Annotated in this window: 16 protein-coding genes; 7 read left to right on the top strand and 9 right to left on the bottom strand. The window is 38.0% G+C overall.

What is annotated here, in order from left to right:
- Positions 1-190: 190 nt before the first annotated feature.
- Complete coding sequence (locus L0B53_RS14465; protein ID WP_235060308.1) at positions 191-1,264, top strand: low specificity L-threonine aldolase; 1,074 nt, start codon at positions 191-193, stop codon at positions 1,262-1,264.
- Between the two features lie 258 nt (positions 1,265-1,522).
- Positions 1,523-1,744, top strand: a complete 222-nt coding sequence (locus tag L0B53_RS14460) for a hypothetical protein (RefSeq protein WP_235060307.1) — start codon at positions 1,523-1,525, stop codon at positions 1,742-1,744.
- Positions 1,745-2,142: 398 nt separating this feature from the next.
- Here L0B53_RS14460 and L0B53_RS14455 read toward each other — a convergent pair whose 3' ends face one another.
- Genes L0B53_RS14455 through L0B53_RS14435 form a run of 5 tightly spaced genes read right to left on the bottom strand, consistent with a single transcriptional unit; the run spans position 2,143 to position 6,694 of the window.
- Positions 2,143-3,216 carry a c-type cytochrome gene (locus L0B53_RS14455; protein WP_235060306.1) on the bottom strand — a complete coding sequence of 358 codons (1,074 nt, stop codon included), beginning with the start codon at positions 3,214-3,216 and terminating at the stop codon, positions 2,143-2,145.
- Between the two features lie 9 nt (positions 3,217-3,225).
- Positions 3,226-4,305, bottom strand: a complete 1,080-nt coding sequence (locus L0B53_RS14450; RefSeq protein WP_235060305.1) for a c-type cytochrome — start codon at positions 4,303-4,305, stop codon at positions 3,226-3,228.
- 14 nt (positions 4,306-4,319) lie between these two features.
- Positions 4,320-4,679, bottom strand: a complete 360-nt coding sequence (locus L0B53_RS14445; RefSeq protein ID WP_235060304.1) for a cbb3-type cytochrome c oxidase N-terminal domain-containing protein — start codon at positions 4,677-4,679, stop codon at positions 4,320-4,322.
- Positions 4,676-5,293 (bottom strand): cbb3-type cytochrome c oxidase subunit II, encoded by a 618-nt coding sequence (locus tag L0B53_RS14440; protein WP_235060303.1) that lies wholly within the window; start codon positions 5,291-5,293, stop codon positions 4,676-4,678. The genes L0B53_RS14445 and L0B53_RS14440 overlap by 4 nt, the downstream gene beginning before the upstream one ends.
- Positions 5,294-5,296: 3 nt before the next feature.
- Positions 5,297-6,694 carry a cbb3-type cytochrome c oxidase subunit I gene (locus L0B53_RS14435; RefSeq protein WP_235060302.1) on the bottom strand — a complete coding sequence of 466 codons (1,398 nt, stop codon included), beginning with the start codon at positions 6,692-6,694 and terminating at the stop codon, positions 5,297-5,299.
- 277 nt (positions 6,695-6,971) lie between these two features.
- Between L0B53_RS14435 and L0B53_RS14430 the strand changes: the two genes are divergently transcribed.
- Positions 6,972-7,526, top strand: a complete 555-nt coding sequence (locus L0B53_RS14430; protein ID WP_235060301.1) for a hypothetical protein — start codon at positions 6,972-6,974, stop codon at positions 7,524-7,526.
- Between the two features lie 40 nt (positions 7,527-7,566).
- On the opposite strand, the gene L0B53_RS14425 is transcribed toward L0B53_RS14430, so the two are convergent.
- On the bottom strand, positions 7,567-8,424 hold the full coding sequence (locus tag L0B53_RS14425) for a MurR/RpiR family transcriptional regulator (RefSeq protein WP_235060300.1): 858 nt from the start codon (positions 8,422-8,424) through the stop codon (positions 7,567-7,569).
- A 227-nt stretch (positions 8,425-8,651) separates the two neighbouring features.
- Here L0B53_RS14425 and murQ point away from each other — a divergent pair, with 227 nt between their 5' ends.
- The 4 genes from murQ to L0B53_RS14405 all read left to right on the top strand — a co-directional run bounded on the left by murQ (position 8,652) and on the right by L0B53_RS14405 (position 13,398).
- A complete protein-coding gene (murQ, locus tag L0B53_RS14420; protein WP_235060299.1) occupies positions 8,652-9,548 on the top strand; it encodes an N-acetylmuramic acid 6-phosphate etherase in 897 nt (298 codons plus the stop codon).
- A 23-nt stretch (positions 9,549-9,571) separates the two neighbouring features.
- Complete coding sequence (murP, locus tag L0B53_RS14415) at positions 9,572-11,041, top strand: PTS N-acetylmuramic acid transporter subunit IIBC (protein ID WP_235060298.1); 1,470 nt, start codon at positions 9,572-9,574, stop codon at positions 11,039-11,041.
- Between the two features lie 289 nt (positions 11,042-11,330).
- On the top strand, positions 11,331-12,011 hold the full coding sequence (locus L0B53_RS14410; RefSeq protein ID WP_235060297.1) for a response regulator transcription factor: 681 nt from the start codon (positions 11,331-11,333) through the stop codon (positions 12,009-12,011).
- On the top strand, positions 12,004-13,398 hold the full coding sequence (locus tag L0B53_RS14405; RefSeq protein ID WP_235060296.1) for a HAMP domain-containing sensor histidine kinase: 1,395 nt from the start codon (positions 12,004-12,006) through the stop codon (positions 13,396-13,398). The genes L0B53_RS14410 and L0B53_RS14405 overlap by 8 nt, the downstream gene beginning before the upstream one ends.
- 68 nt (positions 13,399-13,466) lie before the next feature.
- Here L0B53_RS14405 and L0B53_RS14400 read toward each other — a convergent pair whose 3' ends face one another.
- From L0B53_RS14400 to L0B53_RS14390, 3 genes are read right to left on the bottom strand one after another with little or no spacing between them, the layout of a single operon-like run.
- Positions 13,467-13,928, bottom strand: a complete 462-nt coding sequence (locus L0B53_RS14400) for a cytochrome c-type biogenesis protein (RefSeq protein WP_235062265.1) — start codon at positions 13,926-13,928, stop codon at positions 13,467-13,469.
- 23 nt (positions 13,929-13,951) lie between these two features.
- Complete coding sequence (locus L0B53_RS14395; protein ID WP_235060295.1) at positions 13,952-14,518, bottom strand: DsbE family thiol:disulfide interchange protein; 567 nt, start codon at positions 14,516-14,518, stop codon at positions 13,952-13,954.
- Positions 14,519-14,571: 53 nt separating this feature from the next.
- On the bottom strand, positions 14,572-16,470 hold the full coding sequence (locus L0B53_RS14390; protein WP_235060294.1) for a heme lyase CcmF/NrfE family subunit: 1,899 nt from the start codon (positions 16,468-16,470) through the stop codon (positions 14,572-14,574).
- Between the last annotated feature and the right edge of the window lie 163 nt (positions 16,471-16,633).

Raw genomic sequence — 16,633 nt, 5'->3', positions numbered from 1 at the left:
ATTAATAATTACATCTTACGTCACAAAATAGTAAATAAATAAGGCATAAAAGATATTACTTATAACGTTTTGGAATATTGATGGATAAATAAACGCTTTAAAAACAGAGACAAAGAGGCACGATTTAATTTATACCGCTATGTTATGATGATTATCCATTTTGGGTGCTCAAGAGTTAAAGGAACAAATAATGACATTAAGCTTGCGTGATAGCTGTGAAACAATTTTATCTGGACATAAACAACCAAGACCAAGTGAGTTATACCAAGCTATGGCTGAGTGGTGTGAAAAACATAATATTAAAGATGATGTCTATGGTGAAGGAGAAACCATACAACAGTTTGAGGATAAGGTTGCAAAGCTGCTAGGGTTTGAATGTGGTCTATTTTTTATCACTGGAACCATGACTCAACCGACGGCATTACAGTTAGCATGTGAAGCTCGCCAAAGTCATCTTGTCGCGATGCATCCATCTTCTCATATCTACATTCATGAAAAGCAGAATTATCAGTTACAAAATCGTTTTAATATTTTACCTGTAGGAAATCCATATCAGCCTTGGAAAGTATCGGATCTAAAAAAATGGCCAGATAAAATTGCCGCCGCACTTTATGAGTTACCGATGCGTGAAATTGGTGGGCAATTGCCGTCATGGCAGGAGTTAGATGAAATAAAGGCTTATTGTCGAGAACAAGATATCCATCTTCATATGGATGGAGCGCGTTTATGGGAGACGGGGGCATACTACCAAAAAGCGTATAATGAGATCGCCAATGGTTTTGATTCTTGCTACATCTCTTTATATAAAGGCATTAATGGGCTTGGTGGTGCGATGCTCCTAAGTGATAAGAAGTTTATAGATAATGCGAGATTTTGGATGCAACGCCAAGGGGGGAGTGTTTATCATCGAACGCCATATATCGTTTCTGCTGCGATGCAGTTTGATCAACGTTTAGCTGCCATGCCTACTTGCTTTGAGCGAACCAAGGCGTTGTATCAGATTATTGCGGAATATCCTCAATTACAATTAAATCCTCAAGCGCCACAAGCAAGTATGCTACATCTTCATCTTCCAGTGAGTGCTAAACGTGCAATTGAGATTCGAGATCAACTAGCGGTTGATCAGAAGGTTTGGTTTGGTAATCCAAGACAGGGTGAATTAGCGAACCAATCGGTGGTCGAGTGGTATGTTGGGGATACCTTAGTTGAATTAGATGATGATAAGCTACGTACAATCTTGAATTATATTATCAAACATTGTTAATTATCTGATATTTTAACTTGGTTTGACTTGAATCGGTTATACCCTTCATACTTGAAGTCGCTAGGTTGCTGCTTGGAAAGCATTAAATTTCAAGTAGCAAATTGTTATCCATTTTTCTCATTCTTTGATCAGTTAATTCTAAAACTGCTACAAGGCTAGCACTTTTAGATAAAATAATTGATTATTTTTTGTCCGTATATTGATTTATTTTCGAACAAAACTAACCTGATTTTATAGTCTAAAAAAACAGAGGAACGTATGATGGGTGAGAGTTTAATTCGAATATATGATTTATCTAATGGTCAATATAATGAGATTAAAAATACCGGAAAGATTGATGATCAAAAGGCCGTCTCTTTATGGGGCTCGATAGAGGCGCTGGAGTCCCCTTCAGACTATGCTTTGTGCTTAATACATAAAGAGTTAGTCAATACCAAGTTTGTTGATAGAACGGACATTGAGAAATTGCTTTCTGATTAGTAACGATACCCTTCTTACTTGAAGTTGCTCGGTTGTTGGCTACGCTCATTCGCCCCAATCATAGAGTATACCTATACTCATGAGGGCTCATTCACTTGCCGCTGACTAGCCACTCCAATTACTTTGGGTATAAGTCTATAAGATCAAATTAAGAAATAAGCGTTTAAAAGAGATGTAGAAAACCAAGCATTTAACTTATGTTCTATTAAGACTTTAAGATAAATGCTTGGTTTTTTATTTGCCAGTAAATCGTAACATAGAGTATAGATAGAAAAGAGAGTCTTTTCTGAACTATTCACTTCATAATCTCGATGTCTTAAAATTCAACAAAATAAAGAAAAAACCCAATAGATGATGAATCTATTGGGTTTCAATTTTAAAGACTGATTAGAAATAATTTAATGAGGGTTTGCTTTATGATGTTCTTCAAGAGCAGAGCTCCCTAATGTTACTCCATTGATCGTCTGACCGTAGGCATCCCCTTTACTGTGATAGGCTTTTTTGGTCTCTTCCATTGTGCCTTTAAAGCGTGGATCTTGTGGACGTTCATGGGAATTCATAAATATAGCCACATCCCACGCTTGCTGTTTAGTTAACTGTACGCTTTTTCCTAGAGGCATATTCTCATAAATGAAGGCAGCTGCTGTTTTGAATTTATGCATACCTGCGCCCCAGTTATAACTATTCGGCCCCCAAAGTGGCGGTAAAGATTTAATACCTGCCACTTCTTTACCTTGACCATCCGCGCCGTGGCATGCAGCACAGTGTTCAGTAAAGACCTGCTCACCACGTCGATAATCAGGTTTTAGTTTAGGTTTTGCTAATTTAGGGAAGCCACGACCTGGCATTTTTGCTCTTGTATCTTTGGTGCTTTCAGCCTTGTCGAGTGCTTTTTGCAGTTCAGGATGGAAAGGGAAGTTATCTACTTTTCCACCGACTAAAAGTTGCTTGTCAGTTAGTTCAGGGACGGGAACACCTTTTAGGTCATACATATTGTATAAGGTGGTTACACCCGACCAATAAGCATAAGCCGAAAAATCAACTAAGATATCACTGTCGGTTTCAGGCATGATTCCATTCATTGAATAGATAAAGCACCCTTGGATACGTTCTTGATAAGAGTTGACATGCTTATTTTTAGAACGGTACGCAGGGTAAGCAAAATAAGAAGCGCCCATTGGTGCTGCATTAGCTAGACGGCCAGATGATAAGTGGCAGTTAGAACAGTTTTGCTCATTAAAGACATATTGATCTCGCACACTTTGAGAGTTAGTCATTAATTGATAACCACGTTTAACCTTTTTACCAAATGGTGTATCAGGGATCTCTGACAATTCATAAGGAAAAAGTATTTCAGTACCATCAATTTTATTGATTGATGGGAGATCGGGTTGCTTTTCGATCAAATCTGAATGGTCAGCCATTGCAGAGAAAGAAAAGAGCAGAGGAATTAGCGTAATCAAATATTTCATTGCAACCTCCTATTGTTTTTTAGCGAGATATTGCGCAACGGCTTTAATCTCATCTTTGGTTAATTTGACGGCAATATTTTTCATCATGTTGTCATGATCTCCGGTTCGTTTTCCTTGTTGCCAATCTAGAAGTTGTCGTTCAAGGTAACTAGCATTTTGACCGGCTAGGCGTGGGAATTCATCAACACCTAATGTCGCCGTACCATGACAAGTGACACATGATGGAATTTGACGACGCCAGTCACCTTGGTTAACCAGTTTTGCTGCGGGATCGGTATAGATAACCGTGGTGCCTCGCGGTGATTTATCTTTAAGCGGGGCAGGCTGTTTTGCATAATATTCCGCCACTTCTTTGATTGAATTGGCGTCTAAAGCGGCAACCATAGATTTCATTGTCACATTTTGACGCTGACCAACTTGGAAGTGCTTAATCTGATTCTCAATATAGAGCGCAGATAAACCAGCAAGTTTTGGCGCAACATCACCAGACCCTTCACCATGTTGGCCATGACAACCGACACAAGTTGCAGCTGCTGCTGGCATTGCTATTTTTGACGATGATGTGTTTCCAGCAACTATTGGAGCAGATGCTTGAACTGGATAGTCAGTCTGAATACTTCTTAAATAAGTACCAACCAGCAGGATTTGATTATCCGTTAAACGATTATCAAAAGCCGGCATTTGGTTGTTGAGACCTTTAGCAATACTGTGATGAATTTCTTGCTCTGTTCCACCATGAAGCCAGATATCATCGGTTAGATTTGGCGCGCCAATCGCTTGATTGCCTTTACCATCGGGTCCATGACAAGAGCTACAGTTCGCGGTAAATAGCGGATCAACATCTTTGACGTTATTAATATTTAACACGTATTGAGTCAATTGGGTGACTTGTTTGTCTGATAATTGAGTATCCCAAGCCGGCATCATGCCATGTCGGCCATGAGTGATGCTGGTAATAATGTGTTGGTCATTACCACCATACAGCCAATCACTATCAATTAGGTTAGGAAAATTATACTGACCTTGTCCCGAAATAGTATGACAAGCGGCACAGTTATCTTTAAAGAGTGCTTCACCTGCTTGAGTCAAATCGTGATTTTTTGCTAATACGGTAAGGGGGTGTTAGTTGGTGTCTTTAATGTGGTCTCAATCACCTTATCAACATTTACTACATGCCCTTTGACCGAATCTGTTTCGCCAGTCCAATTTAAAAGCCCTTTCCAAGAGGCAATGCCTGGAAATAGAACTAAATAGACAACGGCACCGATAAAGAAGGTGAGATACCCTAAAAATAGAATATTTGGGATAGGGGCATCATTTTCTTTAATACCATCAAATGTCCCTAAGGTTTTTTTGGAATCCGCTTTATTATTGCTTCGAAAGAGGCCAACAACCGCTAATACCATACAAAGGAAGAAGAGGAGCGTAAAAACGCTCGACCAATCATGCCAAAAATTACTCATTGTAGATCCTCCTGATTATTGTGAGTATCAACGCCTAAGCTCATTAAATAAGCAACCAGTGCATCACCTTTAGTTTTCCCTTTGACATCATCTGCTGCCTTCGCAATCTGTTTGTCGGTATAAGGAACACCTAATTTTTTCATTACTGCCATTTTTTTACTGGTAACTGAAGCCTCGATAGGTTGCTCAAATAGCCAAGGGAAAGGAGGCATAATAGATTCAGGTACGACACTTTGTGGATTTTTCAAATGCTTAATCTGCCAATCTGCGGTGTATTTCAAGCCGATATTGGTAAGATCTGGCCCGATACGAGAAGAGCCCCATAGAAAAGTGTATTCATAAATATCATCTTCCATTTTATTAGCTCGACCATAACGGATACGTTCGGCTTCAATATTTCTAACCATCTGAGTATGACAAACATGGCAACCTTGAGACATATAAACATCACGTCCTTCCAGTTGTAATGCGTTTAATGGTTTAGCATCTGTCACTTTAGCGAGTTGAGGGTTTACAAAAAAGCCAGGTAATACCCACACTAAAAAAGAGAAGCCGGCGACAACAAATGAGATACTAATAAAAGCGGTAACCGATTTAGTGATATTAAAACTCATCGCTTAACCCTCCACAGTCGTTGTTGATAGTTGCTTGTTAGTGACGGTTTTATAGAGATTGAAAGCCATTAATAGCATTCCAGAAACATAAAGTAGACCACCGAAGAAGCGAAGGAACATGTAAGGAGAAATAAAGTTTAAGGTATCGACAAAACTATAACTCAGTGCGCCAGTCGATTCTTGCGCCTGCCACATGACACCTTGACCAATTCCGGCAATCCAAAGCGCGATAATATAGAACAAGACACCAGCACTGGCTAAGTAGAAATGATATTTTACCCACTGCATCGAGTAGAGTTGTTTATTACCAAACAGTTTTGGAATCATGTAATAGAACGCACCAATACAGCTCATGCCAACCCAACCTAACGCGCCAGAATGTACGTGACCAATAATCCAGTTGGTATTATGGGCAATGGCATTAAACCAGCGAATAGCCAGGAGTGGACCCTCTGCCGTTGAAAGTGCGTAATAGATAATCGCTGATAAGAAGAACCAGAGGATATAATTCTCTTTTAGTTTTTTCTTATCTGCCGTGACTGTTCTTAGAATATTATATGCGCCAGCCCAAGAAGGAAGCCAAAGAAGAAGAGACATCACGATACCGATATTTTGAATCCAATCTGGTATCGACGAATAAACCATATGATGAGTTCCCGCCCAAGTATAAAATCCAATAATCCCCCAAAAGTTAATCATAGAGAGACGATAAGAGTAGATTGGCTGGCCGGTCACCTTCGGAATAGTGTAATAATTAATACCGATAAAAGAAGCTGTTAAAAGGAAACCAACAGCATTATGTCCCCACCACCATTGTACTAATGCATCACTGGCACCTGAAAAGATAGAGTAAGATTTAGTTAAGGTGACAGGAAGGGCAAGGTTATTGGCAACAAAAATCATCGTTATAACAATAATGACTGAGCCAAAAAACCAGTTAGAAACAAAGATATGGTTCGTTTTTTTTGTGGCTAACGTTGCAAAGAAGATATAGCCATAAAGTAACCATAACAGAGCCATCAAAATATCAAGCGGCCACTCTAACTCTGCGTACTCTTTTGTGGAGGTAAAACCTAAAGGTAATGTGATGTATCCCATAACCAATAAAATTTGCCAACCATAGAAGAGAATCCATGCTAGTTTAGTCGATATTAATTTGGTCTCTGATGTCGTACAGACCACATACAATGAAACACCAATTAATATATTACAGACTAAGCCAAAAACAACCCCATTAGTGTGGAGTGGACGGAGACGGCCAAATTGAAAATGTTCTGATGTAAAGTTTAATTCTGGCCAGTAGAGTTGAGCAGCTAAAGCTACTCCTATTGTCATTGCAATAACCCCCCAGACCAATGAGGCGATAATAAAATACCTCATTACCTTTGTTTCTTGCACCATAATGAATCCCTAAATATTATGTGATATGTGATATGTGATATGTGTATTATTGTTATTTAATATTAGTTGATCATTTAAATTTGTGGCGTTGATATTCAACTTTTTGCTGGGTTTTTTAATCACTATTAAAATTAGTGTGCTAACCGTTGGAAGAGAACATTAACTTTATTTAATCTTGTATTCATCTTGAAGATAGTTGGGGTGTTCTATACTTCTTTCATCGGTTAGGCATCGAACATTTAATAAATACATATTTGATAAAAAGAAGGTACAAACTATGAAGATTAAATCAGCAGCGTTAACACCATTGATTACCATTCCAGCTATCGCATTTACTGCGTCTGCAATGGCTGGACATCACGGCAATAAATTTCAAGAGATTAGTCAGTTACCTTCGCCTTCTGTGATGGAAATAGTTAAAAAGGTAGAAACTGAATATAAAACAACAGCGGTTATTACCGAGTTTGAATTCGAAATGGAACGCGGTGCAGCAACCTATGAAGTGACGTTATATAATAAAGATGAAAACCGTTTTCTTGAATTAGATCTAGATGCAAAAGGAAATATCGTTGAGCAAGAATATGATGACGTTGATCATGATGATAATGATACCCTAGCGGCAGTGGCGGCATTTAATAAACAAAATATGGCACTGAGTGAGTTACTCGCTAAAACAGCAACTAAAAATCCGAGTTATATTGTTGAGTTTGAGCTAGAGAGCGATGCTGGAATTAATTATATTCAGCTAAAACAAATTAGTGAAACGGGGAAAAAACGATTAGCGATTGACCTAAACAATGGCCAAGTTTTGCCTATTCTAAAGTGGGACTAAATTAAGCTACATTCCTCATAAATTATGGTATGTAAAGGAGCTAATCTAGCTCCTTTACTGCATTGGATATATGAATAATTGATTCTTCAGCACTTTTTCCTCGACGTTTAATTAAACCAAAAAAGAGTAAATCAATCAGCGTCTGCTGTGCCTCACGTGATGAAATAGACGAACTACGCCACTCTGCTTCATCAGCAATACAATCAAAAGTAATATCTGCGATGGTTCTTAATTTACTTTGTTTTACCGAGGTTAATGCGATCACGGTGACACCTTGTTGTTTTGCTATACTAGCAATATTATTTATCTCTTGATGCTTCCCTGAAAATGACAGCACGACTTGAATATCTTCGCTTGTTAATATTTTTGTGGTCGCTAATTGAACATGTGAATCTCGATCTATTAAAGGCGTCACACCAATTTTTAGTAACTTATAGCTAAAATCCTGAGCCACCAGAGCTGATGCGCCTAATCCAATAATTTGAACTCGTTTTGCTTGGTCTATTAAAGCGATCGCTTGATGAAGAACTTCATCGTTAACTGAGCGTGTCGTTGCTTCAATGGCGAGTATCTTCTCGTTTGCTAATTTATCCGCAATGGTCGATAAAGCGTCATCGGAAGATATTTGGTTATGAATCGGGGAGTGGGTACTTTGTTGACGAACATGGTTTTCGCCTACCGATTTACTGATAGCTATTTTAAGGGAGGTAAACCCTTTAAAACCTACTTTTTGAGAAAACTTAATGATTGCAGATTGACTGACTTCAGCTCGTTCAGCAAGCTCCATAGAAGAGGCACCCATAACAAACTCAGGTTGCTGCAAAATCATCTGAGCAATTTTCTTTCCATTGGTGGACAGTTCTGATTGTAGATTACTTATTTTAACCAATACGGACATTTCAACGCTCTGTTATTACCTGTTCTGAATCTTATATTGCCATAAAAACAGGTAGGAGTAATGGTCTATTTTCCTCAGTTTTTATCTACCTCTTTATATTCTTGATAGCTTGGTTGTGACCTTAGTCATAAATTAGAGTCTGTTTTAACGTTTTGAATTTTTTATTTCTTACTTTTAAGTATAATGGAATTAATTATTCATTAATCCGGTATGGAAAGGAATTAAAAATGAAAATTGAGCTTAATGGCTTAGTTACGGAAGGTCGTAATAAAGCAAGCGAAATGATTGATATGGTTTCGACAGAAGAGATGCTGAAAATCATCAATAATGAAGATAAAAAAGTGGCGTTGGCTGTTGAAGCGATTACACCGACCATTGCTCAAGTTGTTGATGCAGTCGTCGATTCATTTAAAAAAGGTGGACGTTTAATCTACATCGGTGCAGGTACTTCTGGGCGCTTAGGTATATTAGATGCGAGTGAATGTCCTCCGACTTTTGGTACACCTAAAGAACAGGTAGTTGGCATTATTGCTGGTGGGCATCAAGCAATATTAAGCGCAGTAGAAAACGCGGAAGATAATCGAGAAATGGGGCAACAGGATCTTAAAGATCTTAATTTCAACGCTAATGATACCTTAGTGGGTATTGCTGCGAGTGGACGTACGCCCTATGTGATTGCTGCAATGGAGTATGCCAAACAGTGTGGAGCTAAAGTGGGTTCCATTAGTTGTAATCCAGAAAGTGAAATGGCTAAGTTAGCTGACTTCCCCATGGTTGTGGTTGTTGGACCAGAAGTTGTGACAGGCTCTTCGCGCATGAAAGCAGGAACGGCACAAAAGTTGGTTTTAAATATGATTTCGACCGGTGCAATGATCCGTTCAGGTAAAATTTATGGCAATTTGATGGTAGATGTTGAGGCGACCAATGCCAAATTAATTGAACGTCAAAAAAAGATTGTGATGGAAGCGACAGATTGCAGCTATGAGCAAGCAGCTGAGGCGTTATCTGAATGTAACAACCATTGTAAAACTGCGATTGTAAAAATATTAACGAAAACCAATGCAGTAGAAGCCGCAAGTCGACTTGAAGCAAAAGATGGTTTCATTCGTCAAGCACTCAAATAATTTCATACAAGGAGCGTTGAAAAATGGCAAAAATAACCCGAGAGTTAATAACCGATATTATTGCTGTAATCGGTGGGGCAGGGAATGTTACTCAATGTGGTAACTGTATGACTCGTTTACGTTTAACGTTGAGTAATAGTAATGTTGTTGACCAAGATAAACTTAAACGCCTTAGTGGTGTCTTAGGTGTCGTCGAAAGTGATGAGCAATTACAGATTATCCTTGGTCCAGGTAAAGCACAAACTGCTGCTGAACTAATGAGCGAAATGTTGGCTGAAATAGGCGCACCGGTAGGACAAATCGTCACACCAGAAGGGATGACGACAGATGCAGATCTTAATGATATTGCAAAAAGTAATAAAAAACAGTTAAAAGCAAAGCAGACTTCTAAGATTCATCAATTTCTTTCTAAATTTGCCACTATTTTTACCCCTTTAATTCCAGGCTTTATTGCTGCGGGTTTATTGTTAGGTTTTGCCACCTTATTTGAACAACTATTTGTTCATAACACGTCAACACCAAATGAAGATCTTATTTATCTTATTGGCTACATGAAGATATTCAGTAAAGGTCTATTTAGCTTCTTAAGTATTCTTATTGGTTATAACGCTCAAAAAGCCTTCGGTGGTTCAGGTGTTAATGGGGCAATAATAGCGGCACTTTTTGTATTAGGCTATGATCCTGAAGCAACAAAAGGTATTTATTCTGGTATTAGCTCGTTCTTTGGACATACGATAGATCCTCGAGGAAATATCATTGGTGTATTGATTGCGGCAATTGTTGGTGCGAAAGTGGAACGAGCCGTACGTAAGATCATGCCTGATAGCTTAGATATGATTTTAACTTCATTTGTGACATTGTTAATCATGGGTGTTGTTACCTTTGTGGTTATCATGCCAATTGGTGGTTATTTATACCAAGGGATGACTTGGCTGTTTCTAAATTTAAATGGTAACCCATTTGGTAGTGCTATCTTAGCGGGTTTATTCTTAATCTCTGTCATGTTTGGTATTCATCAGGGTTTTGTGCCTGTTTATTTTGCTCTAATGGATGCTCAAGGGTTTAACTCATTGTTCCCAATATTAGCAATGGCAGGAGCTGGTCAAGTTGGTGCCGCATTAGCACTTTATAAGCAAGCAGCGAAAGACTCATTAATTAGAACACAAATTAAAGGCACAATTATTCCCGGTATTTTAGGGATTGGTGAACCATTGATTTATGGTGTGACATTACCAAGAGTGAAGCCATTCATTACCGCTTGTTTAGGCGGCGCAACAGGCGGCTTCTTTATTGGTCTTATTGCATATTTAGGGATGCCTGTTGGACTTAATACTGTCTTTGGCCCTTCTGGTTTGGTTGCTTTACCATTGATGACGTCTAATGCGGGTATCTTTATGGGAATGGCTGTTTACGCGGCGGGTATTTTAATTTCATACATTGCTGGTTATATCTTTACTCACTTCTTTGGTGTTAAAGATGTTGATTTAAGTTAATTTTATCTAAAAATAAGATTAACTTGTGATGAAAATTTGCAAGATAAAAGCCCGTTAGTTGATAGAGACTTATCTTCTATTAACGGGCTTTTTTTGCTTAAGAAAGCAGAATAACGTAATAAAAAATGATTCTGATCGATGAAGAACTCTCCATACTTGAAACCGTTTGCTCGCCTTCAATAATTTTGGGTATATACTTAAATCAGTCATATATATCCTTCATATTTGAAGTAGTTAGCTTGCTGCCTGCGATTGTTCACCTCGAATAAAATGATTTTTGGAGCCTAATTTGAAAGTATTAATTATTGAAGATGATAAAACTAACCTTGGATATTTAGAAAAAGGGTTTAAAGAGCAAGGGTATGTCGTTGATACTGCCGATGATGGTCAACAAGGTCTATTTTTGGCGACGTCTGAAAGCTATCGTTTGATTATCTTGGATAGGATGCTACCTAAATTAGATGGTTTATCGATCCTTATTGCACTGCGAGCCAGCGGCAATAAAACACCTGTGATTATTTTATCTGCTTTAGGCGATGTTGATGAGCGTATCAAGGGATTAAAAGCGGGGAGTGATGATTATCTGGTTAAACCATTTTCTTTCGCTGAGTTGTTATTAAGGGCAGAACGCTTAATTAAACAGCCACAAGATCAGAGCGAAGGAACAGAAATATTATTAGGGAACCTTTCTCTCGATATATTGGCTCATAAACTCTTTATTAATGATCAATATGTCGATTTGCAAGCAAAAGAGTTTAAATTAATTAGATTTTTACTTGAACATAAAGACCAATTGGTGACAAGAACGTTACTGTTTGAATCAGTTTGGGACCAATATTTTGATCCGGGTACTAATGTGATTGATGTTCATATCGCCCGTTTACGTAAAAAGTTAACTGCGGCTGGAGCAACCGTAATCATTGAAACGGTAAGAGGGGCGGGCTATCGGTTGAGTATAAAACATGAGTAGTGTCGTTAGTCTATTGCGATCATTTAAAAAAGCATTTAATCCTAAATTTAATTCAGTTTGGCGGTTAACATTAGGGTTATCGTTCATCGTTACTTTGATGCTGTTGTTAATGACGATTTTGCTTTATCAACTATTAATCGGTGAGCAGAAGCGGCAAGTGATTAATGAATTAACACAACAAAGGGATCATTTTATTGCGGTTGCTAATAGTAGTAGTGAGTCACAGTTTACAGAACAATTTAATCTCGTTGCCGATAATCAGAGGATCTTAATTATCTGGCAACAGGGAGAATTAATTCACGGTGCCCTCAATCATTTCCCTGCTGGTGTACCATTATTACCAAAAACCAGTGAAATCCCTACCTACGATCCCAAAAGACAAAGTATTCGGTTACTCACGGCAGGGCAAGTCAATACTCGTTATGGCAAACTTGCTTTTGCGCTGCCTACTGAAGCATTAAGTCAACTTATACAACGCTTTATTAATCTTGCAGCGATGATTGGTGGCGGGCTTTTATTACTTACCTTGTTGATCGGGTACCTTTTTGCATCCAAGCAACTTAAAAGATTGAATCAATTTAATCATGATATAAGGAAGGTCGAGCTGGGTGATCTTGCAGTACGACTCACTTATCAACCTAACGGGGATGAGTTTGATCAACTTGCACTTTCAATTAACAATATGGTTAATACTCTCCAGACTAATTTAGAAACCGTTCGAGGGATCACTAACAATATAGCCCATGACCTTAGAACGCCTTTAACCCGAGTGAGGTTGGGCTTAGAACAGCGTTTGAGCCAAGATGAAAGCATTGGAATTGAGATAGAACAGTTGGATAATACTATCCACACTTTCGATGCAATGTTGGCGTTAACAAAACTAGAAAGCCACCATCAACCTGTTGTTCGACAAGAGATCTCAATAAATGATTTGATTGACGATGTGGTCGATATGTTATCATTTTCTGCTGAAGAGTGTGGAGAACAGCTTAATTCAGAATACACTGAGATTAGCTATTTAGGTGATAAACGATTACTTTTTCAAGCACTGTTTAATTTAGTGGATAATGCGATAAAGTACTGTTCACAAGGTGATAAAATACAGCTTTCTGTGAATTATTGGTCAAATAGGGAAGGAATCGATCTCATTGTAGAGGACAGTGGTAAAGGTGTTGAAAGCTCACATCTTGATCGGCTGGTGGAGCGATCTTACCGAGTTGATTCAAGCCGTCAACAGTCGGGGTTTGGTCTTGGACTACCAATGGTTAAAGCGATAGCAGAGCATCATGGTGGTAAATTAGAGATAACCTCAGGGGTAAATTCAAACAAAAGATTAAAAGGACTAAAAGTCGTTATAAAGCTACCGCTCGTTAATCGACTTAATTAATCATATCCAAATTCAGCCCTTAAATAAGCAAATAAATTAATCTCTTGGTTGGGTATTCTAATATCGATTTATTGATCTTTTATCGCTTTTCTTTGTTTCAGTATCATTCGAGCAAAAATAGAGATTAATAAAAGAAATAGTCCAAAAGGTAAGAACCATAATAGATAGTTTTTTGGTTCTATCGTCGGTTTATAAAGTACAAAATCCCCAAACCTTGAGGTTAAATAGTCGATGATTTGTTGATCACTTTCGCCAGATTTTACTTTTTTATACACTAACAATCGAAGATCTTTGGCAATGGGGGAGTTTGACTCAACTAAATTTTGATTTTGACATTGAGGACATCGCAGAGATTTCGCTAAATTAATTGCATGAGCTTGCTGTTCTGGAGAATTAAACTGAAATAACTCCACCTGTTCAGTGACCTGTTTATCCGTTGCACTAAATAGGTTAGTGACGTTGTCACTTATTGCATACTGAGAGAATAGCATCATTACAGAAAACAGCATTAATTGAATAGGTTTTATCATCGATTTCATTGTGGTATTTCTCATTAATTGACCGTTTTTGGATTGCTGTTTATTTGTTGGATGATCGGTTTAAAATGCTGTCGCCAAATTTCTTCAGTAAGGACACCGGTGTAGCGATAGAGTATTGTACCTGATTGATCAATAATAAATGTCTCAGGCGTTGCATAAACCCCAAAATCAAGCCCTAACTGACCTTTAGTATCACTTAATGTTGCAATATAAGGATCACCTTTGCCTGATAACCATTTATTGGCCAAGCTTGGTGTATCTCGATAATTAAGCCCGTAAATTGGGACTCTTCGTTCTTTTAGTTCAATAAGATAAGGGTGTTCTTGCTGGCAAGGCGCACACCACGTCGCCCACACATTTAATAATGACCAATTGTGTTGAGAGAAGATAGATTGATCAATTTTAATTTTTTTATCTTTTAACGATGAAATTGAGAATTTTGGTACGGGTTTTCCTTGCATCGGTTGATATTGCTCATCACTTTTATTCGTTAAGCCAAACCACAATAATCCAGCTAATAGTAACAGGCTTAAAATAACGAGAACTAAGGCAAATTTACCTTTAGGTTTAGTTTTATTCATTGATGGTTAAACCTTATTTTTATGATTCTTAATCGAGGTTTTAAATGAGCAATTCATGAATAGAATTTCTTACGTAAGGTTAAGAGCCCACCAAACATCGCGATAAAAGAGCCATACCAGATCCAAGAGATATAAGCTTTAAATTGAATTCTTAATGCATAACTACCATCATCCAGCTTTTCACCCAGTGTAATATAGATATCACCATTCCATAAGCTGTAAATCGCAGGTTCACTCATATTCATGACCCGAACCTGATAAAAGCGTCTTTCTGGCTGAATTAAAGTAACAAATTTACCGGCTTTTTTTATCTCAAGTTGCGCTTGTTCCGCGGTATAGTTTGCACCAACAATTAACTCAGTATCAAGATAGTTAACTTGGTAATCTGCAATTTCTGTTGTTTTACCGGGTTCCATTTTAGCATTGACTTCAAATGAGTGATAACTGTTCATCGCTGCCCCAATCGCTATGATGGCAATACCAATATGAGCAAAGACCATCGCTGATTTTGTTCCTTTACTCTTAATCAGTAGGTGAAGATTGGTAATAACCACCCAAAAACTCAATCCAATAACCAATAGTGGAACAAGGTGCAAGGTATTCGCTTGTGCTTGATAAAAAATAGCAGAACAGATAAAGGCGACAACAAAAGTCATCGTAACTTGTTTAAAAAATGTCTTTTTTGCTAAAACAGGTTTATCTTGCCAGTTAGACCAATAACTTAACGCCATAAAGATAAGGGCTATCATCACCAAAGGCAAGAAAAGGGCATTGAAATAAGGTGCGCCAACAGATATTCGTCCTAAATTAAACGCTTGGAAAATCATCGGATAGAAGGTGCCGAGCAAGACCATAAAAAGAGTGACAGAGAACAGTGCATTCAGTAATAGAAACAGAAAATCACGACTGACAAATGAGGTGATTAATGTCGATTTGATGGCCTGATAGCGCAATGCATAGATAATAAAGGCGATAGAGAGAACCGCCATTAAGATAGCGAGCAAGATTAACCCTCGTGTCGGATCAACCGCAAATGCGTGAACTGACGTTAACACACCTGAACGTACGACAAACGTGCCTAAAATACTGAGTGTGAAGATAATCATCGTCAATAAAAGTGTGTAGTGCCTTAAAATACCACGTTTTTGACTGCCAATAAGCGAATGGAGTAGTGCTGTGCCTGCAAGCCAAGGAAGTAGAGACATGTTTTCTACGGGATCCCAAAACCACCAACCGCCCCAGCCTAGCTCATTATACGCCCACCATGCTCCAAGAATAATACCAAGTGAAAGGAATAACCACGCAACCATTGTCCAACTACGGCAGTAACCATACCAGTCTAGATTTTTTCGTTGTTCTTCATCTACAAAAAGAGAAGCTAAACCAAAAGCAAAACTTGCTGCAAATCCCACATAGCCTAAATAGAGTAGAGGAGGGTGAATGATTAAACCAATATCTTGTAGCATTGGATTGAGATCACGCCCCTCTGTTAATGGATAAGCAAAGACCTGAAAAGGGTTTGATGCCATTAATGTAAACAGAGCAAATAAAAAGGTGAGGGCGTTAAGAATGACAAGAACATAAATAATATATTGCTGTGGGTAGGATTTACGTTTAAATGCGATGGTCGCACACCAGCCACTTAATGTCAGCACCCAAAATAGCAGAGAGCCTTCATGCCCTCCCCATACAGCTGCAAGACGGAACATAGTCGGTAAGTGTGAGTTAGAATGTTCAGCAATATATTTAATTGCAAAATCATTAACATAAAACCCATAACCTAGGATACAAATCGACAATAAAGTAAACAGAAAGGTTAATTTAGAAAGAGGGAAAATAATGGATTGTAAATAATTAAATTTAGGCTTACGAGCAATAGCAACAACAAAGATTGAAGAGAGTGAGAGAACGGTGGCAAAAACCAACCAAAGTTGTCCTAACTGTGAAATCATATAAAACCTATTTTAATTTAACAAAGCGTTATCATATCATCCTAATAATTTAATTTAGGATAGTAACCAATAACAAAATAAAACTTAACTTATTAATAATATAAAAACAAATAGTAAAAAATAAATGATGTAACGTAACGAAAAAAATAAAAATAAACAATAA

Origin of the sequence: Vibrio sp. SS-MA-C1-2 (assembly GCF_021513135.1) — a bacterium.
GTDB lineage: Bacteria > Pseudomonadota > Gammaproteobacteria > Enterobacterales > Vibrionaceae.
Note: the sequence above shows the minus strand (reverse complement) of the source record. Positions and strands in the feature narration are given on the sequence as shown.

Excerpts from the sequence above, each read along its gene's own strand:
- L0B53_RS14465 (WP_235060308.1), top strand. The coding sequence starts at position 191 with ATGACATTAAGCTTGCGTGATAGCTGTGAAACAATTTTATCTGGACAT.
- L0B53_RS14460 (WP_235060307.1), top strand. The coding sequence starts at position 1,523 with ATGATGGGTGAGAGTTTAATTCGAATATATGATTTATCTAATGGTCAA.
- L0B53_RS14455 (WP_235060306.1), bottom strand. The coding sequence starts at position 3,216 with ATGAAATATTTGATTACGCTAATTCCTCTGCTCTTTTCTTTCTCTGCA.
- L0B53_RS14445 (WP_235060304.1), bottom strand. The coding sequence starts at position 4,679 with ATGAGTAATTTTTGGCATGATTGGTCGAGCGTTTTTACGCTCCTCTTC.
- L0B53_RS14440 (WP_235060303.1), bottom strand. The coding sequence starts at position 5,293 with ATGAGTTTTAATATCACTAAATCGGTTACCGCTTTTATTAGTATCTCA.
- L0B53_RS14435 (WP_235060302.1), bottom strand. The coding sequence starts at position 6,694 with ATGGTGCAAGAAACAAAGGTAATGAGGTATTTTATTATCGCCTCATTG.
- L0B53_RS14430 (WP_235060301.1), top strand. The coding sequence starts at position 6,972 with ATGAAGATTAAATCAGCAGCGTTAACACCATTGATTACCATTCCAGCT.
- L0B53_RS14425 (WP_235060300.1), bottom strand. The coding sequence starts at position 8,424 with ATGTCCGTATTGGTTAAAATAAGTAATCTACAATCAGAACTGTCCACC.
- murQ (WP_235060299.1), top strand. The coding sequence starts at position 8,652 with ATGAAAATTGAGCTTAATGGCTTAGTTACGGAAGGTCGTAATAAAGCA.
- murP (WP_235060298.1), top strand. The coding sequence starts at position 9,572 with ATGGCAAAAATAACCCGAGAGTTAATAACCGATATTATTGCTGTAATC.
- L0B53_RS14405 (WP_235060296.1), top strand. The coding sequence starts at position 12,004 with ATGAGTAGTGTCGTTAGTCTATTGCGATCATTTAAAAAAGCATTTAAT.
- L0B53_RS14400 (WP_235062265.1), bottom strand. The coding sequence starts at position 13,928 with ATGATAAAACCTATTCAATTAATGCTGTTTTCTGTAATGATGCTATTC.
- L0B53_RS14395 (WP_235060295.1), bottom strand. The coding sequence starts at position 14,518 with ATGAATAAAACTAAACCTAAAGGTAAATTTGCCTTAGTTCTCGTTATT.
- L0B53_RS14390 (WP_235060294.1), bottom strand. The coding sequence starts at position 16,470 with ATGATTTCACAGTTAGGACAACTTTGGTTGGTTTTTGCCACCGTTCTC.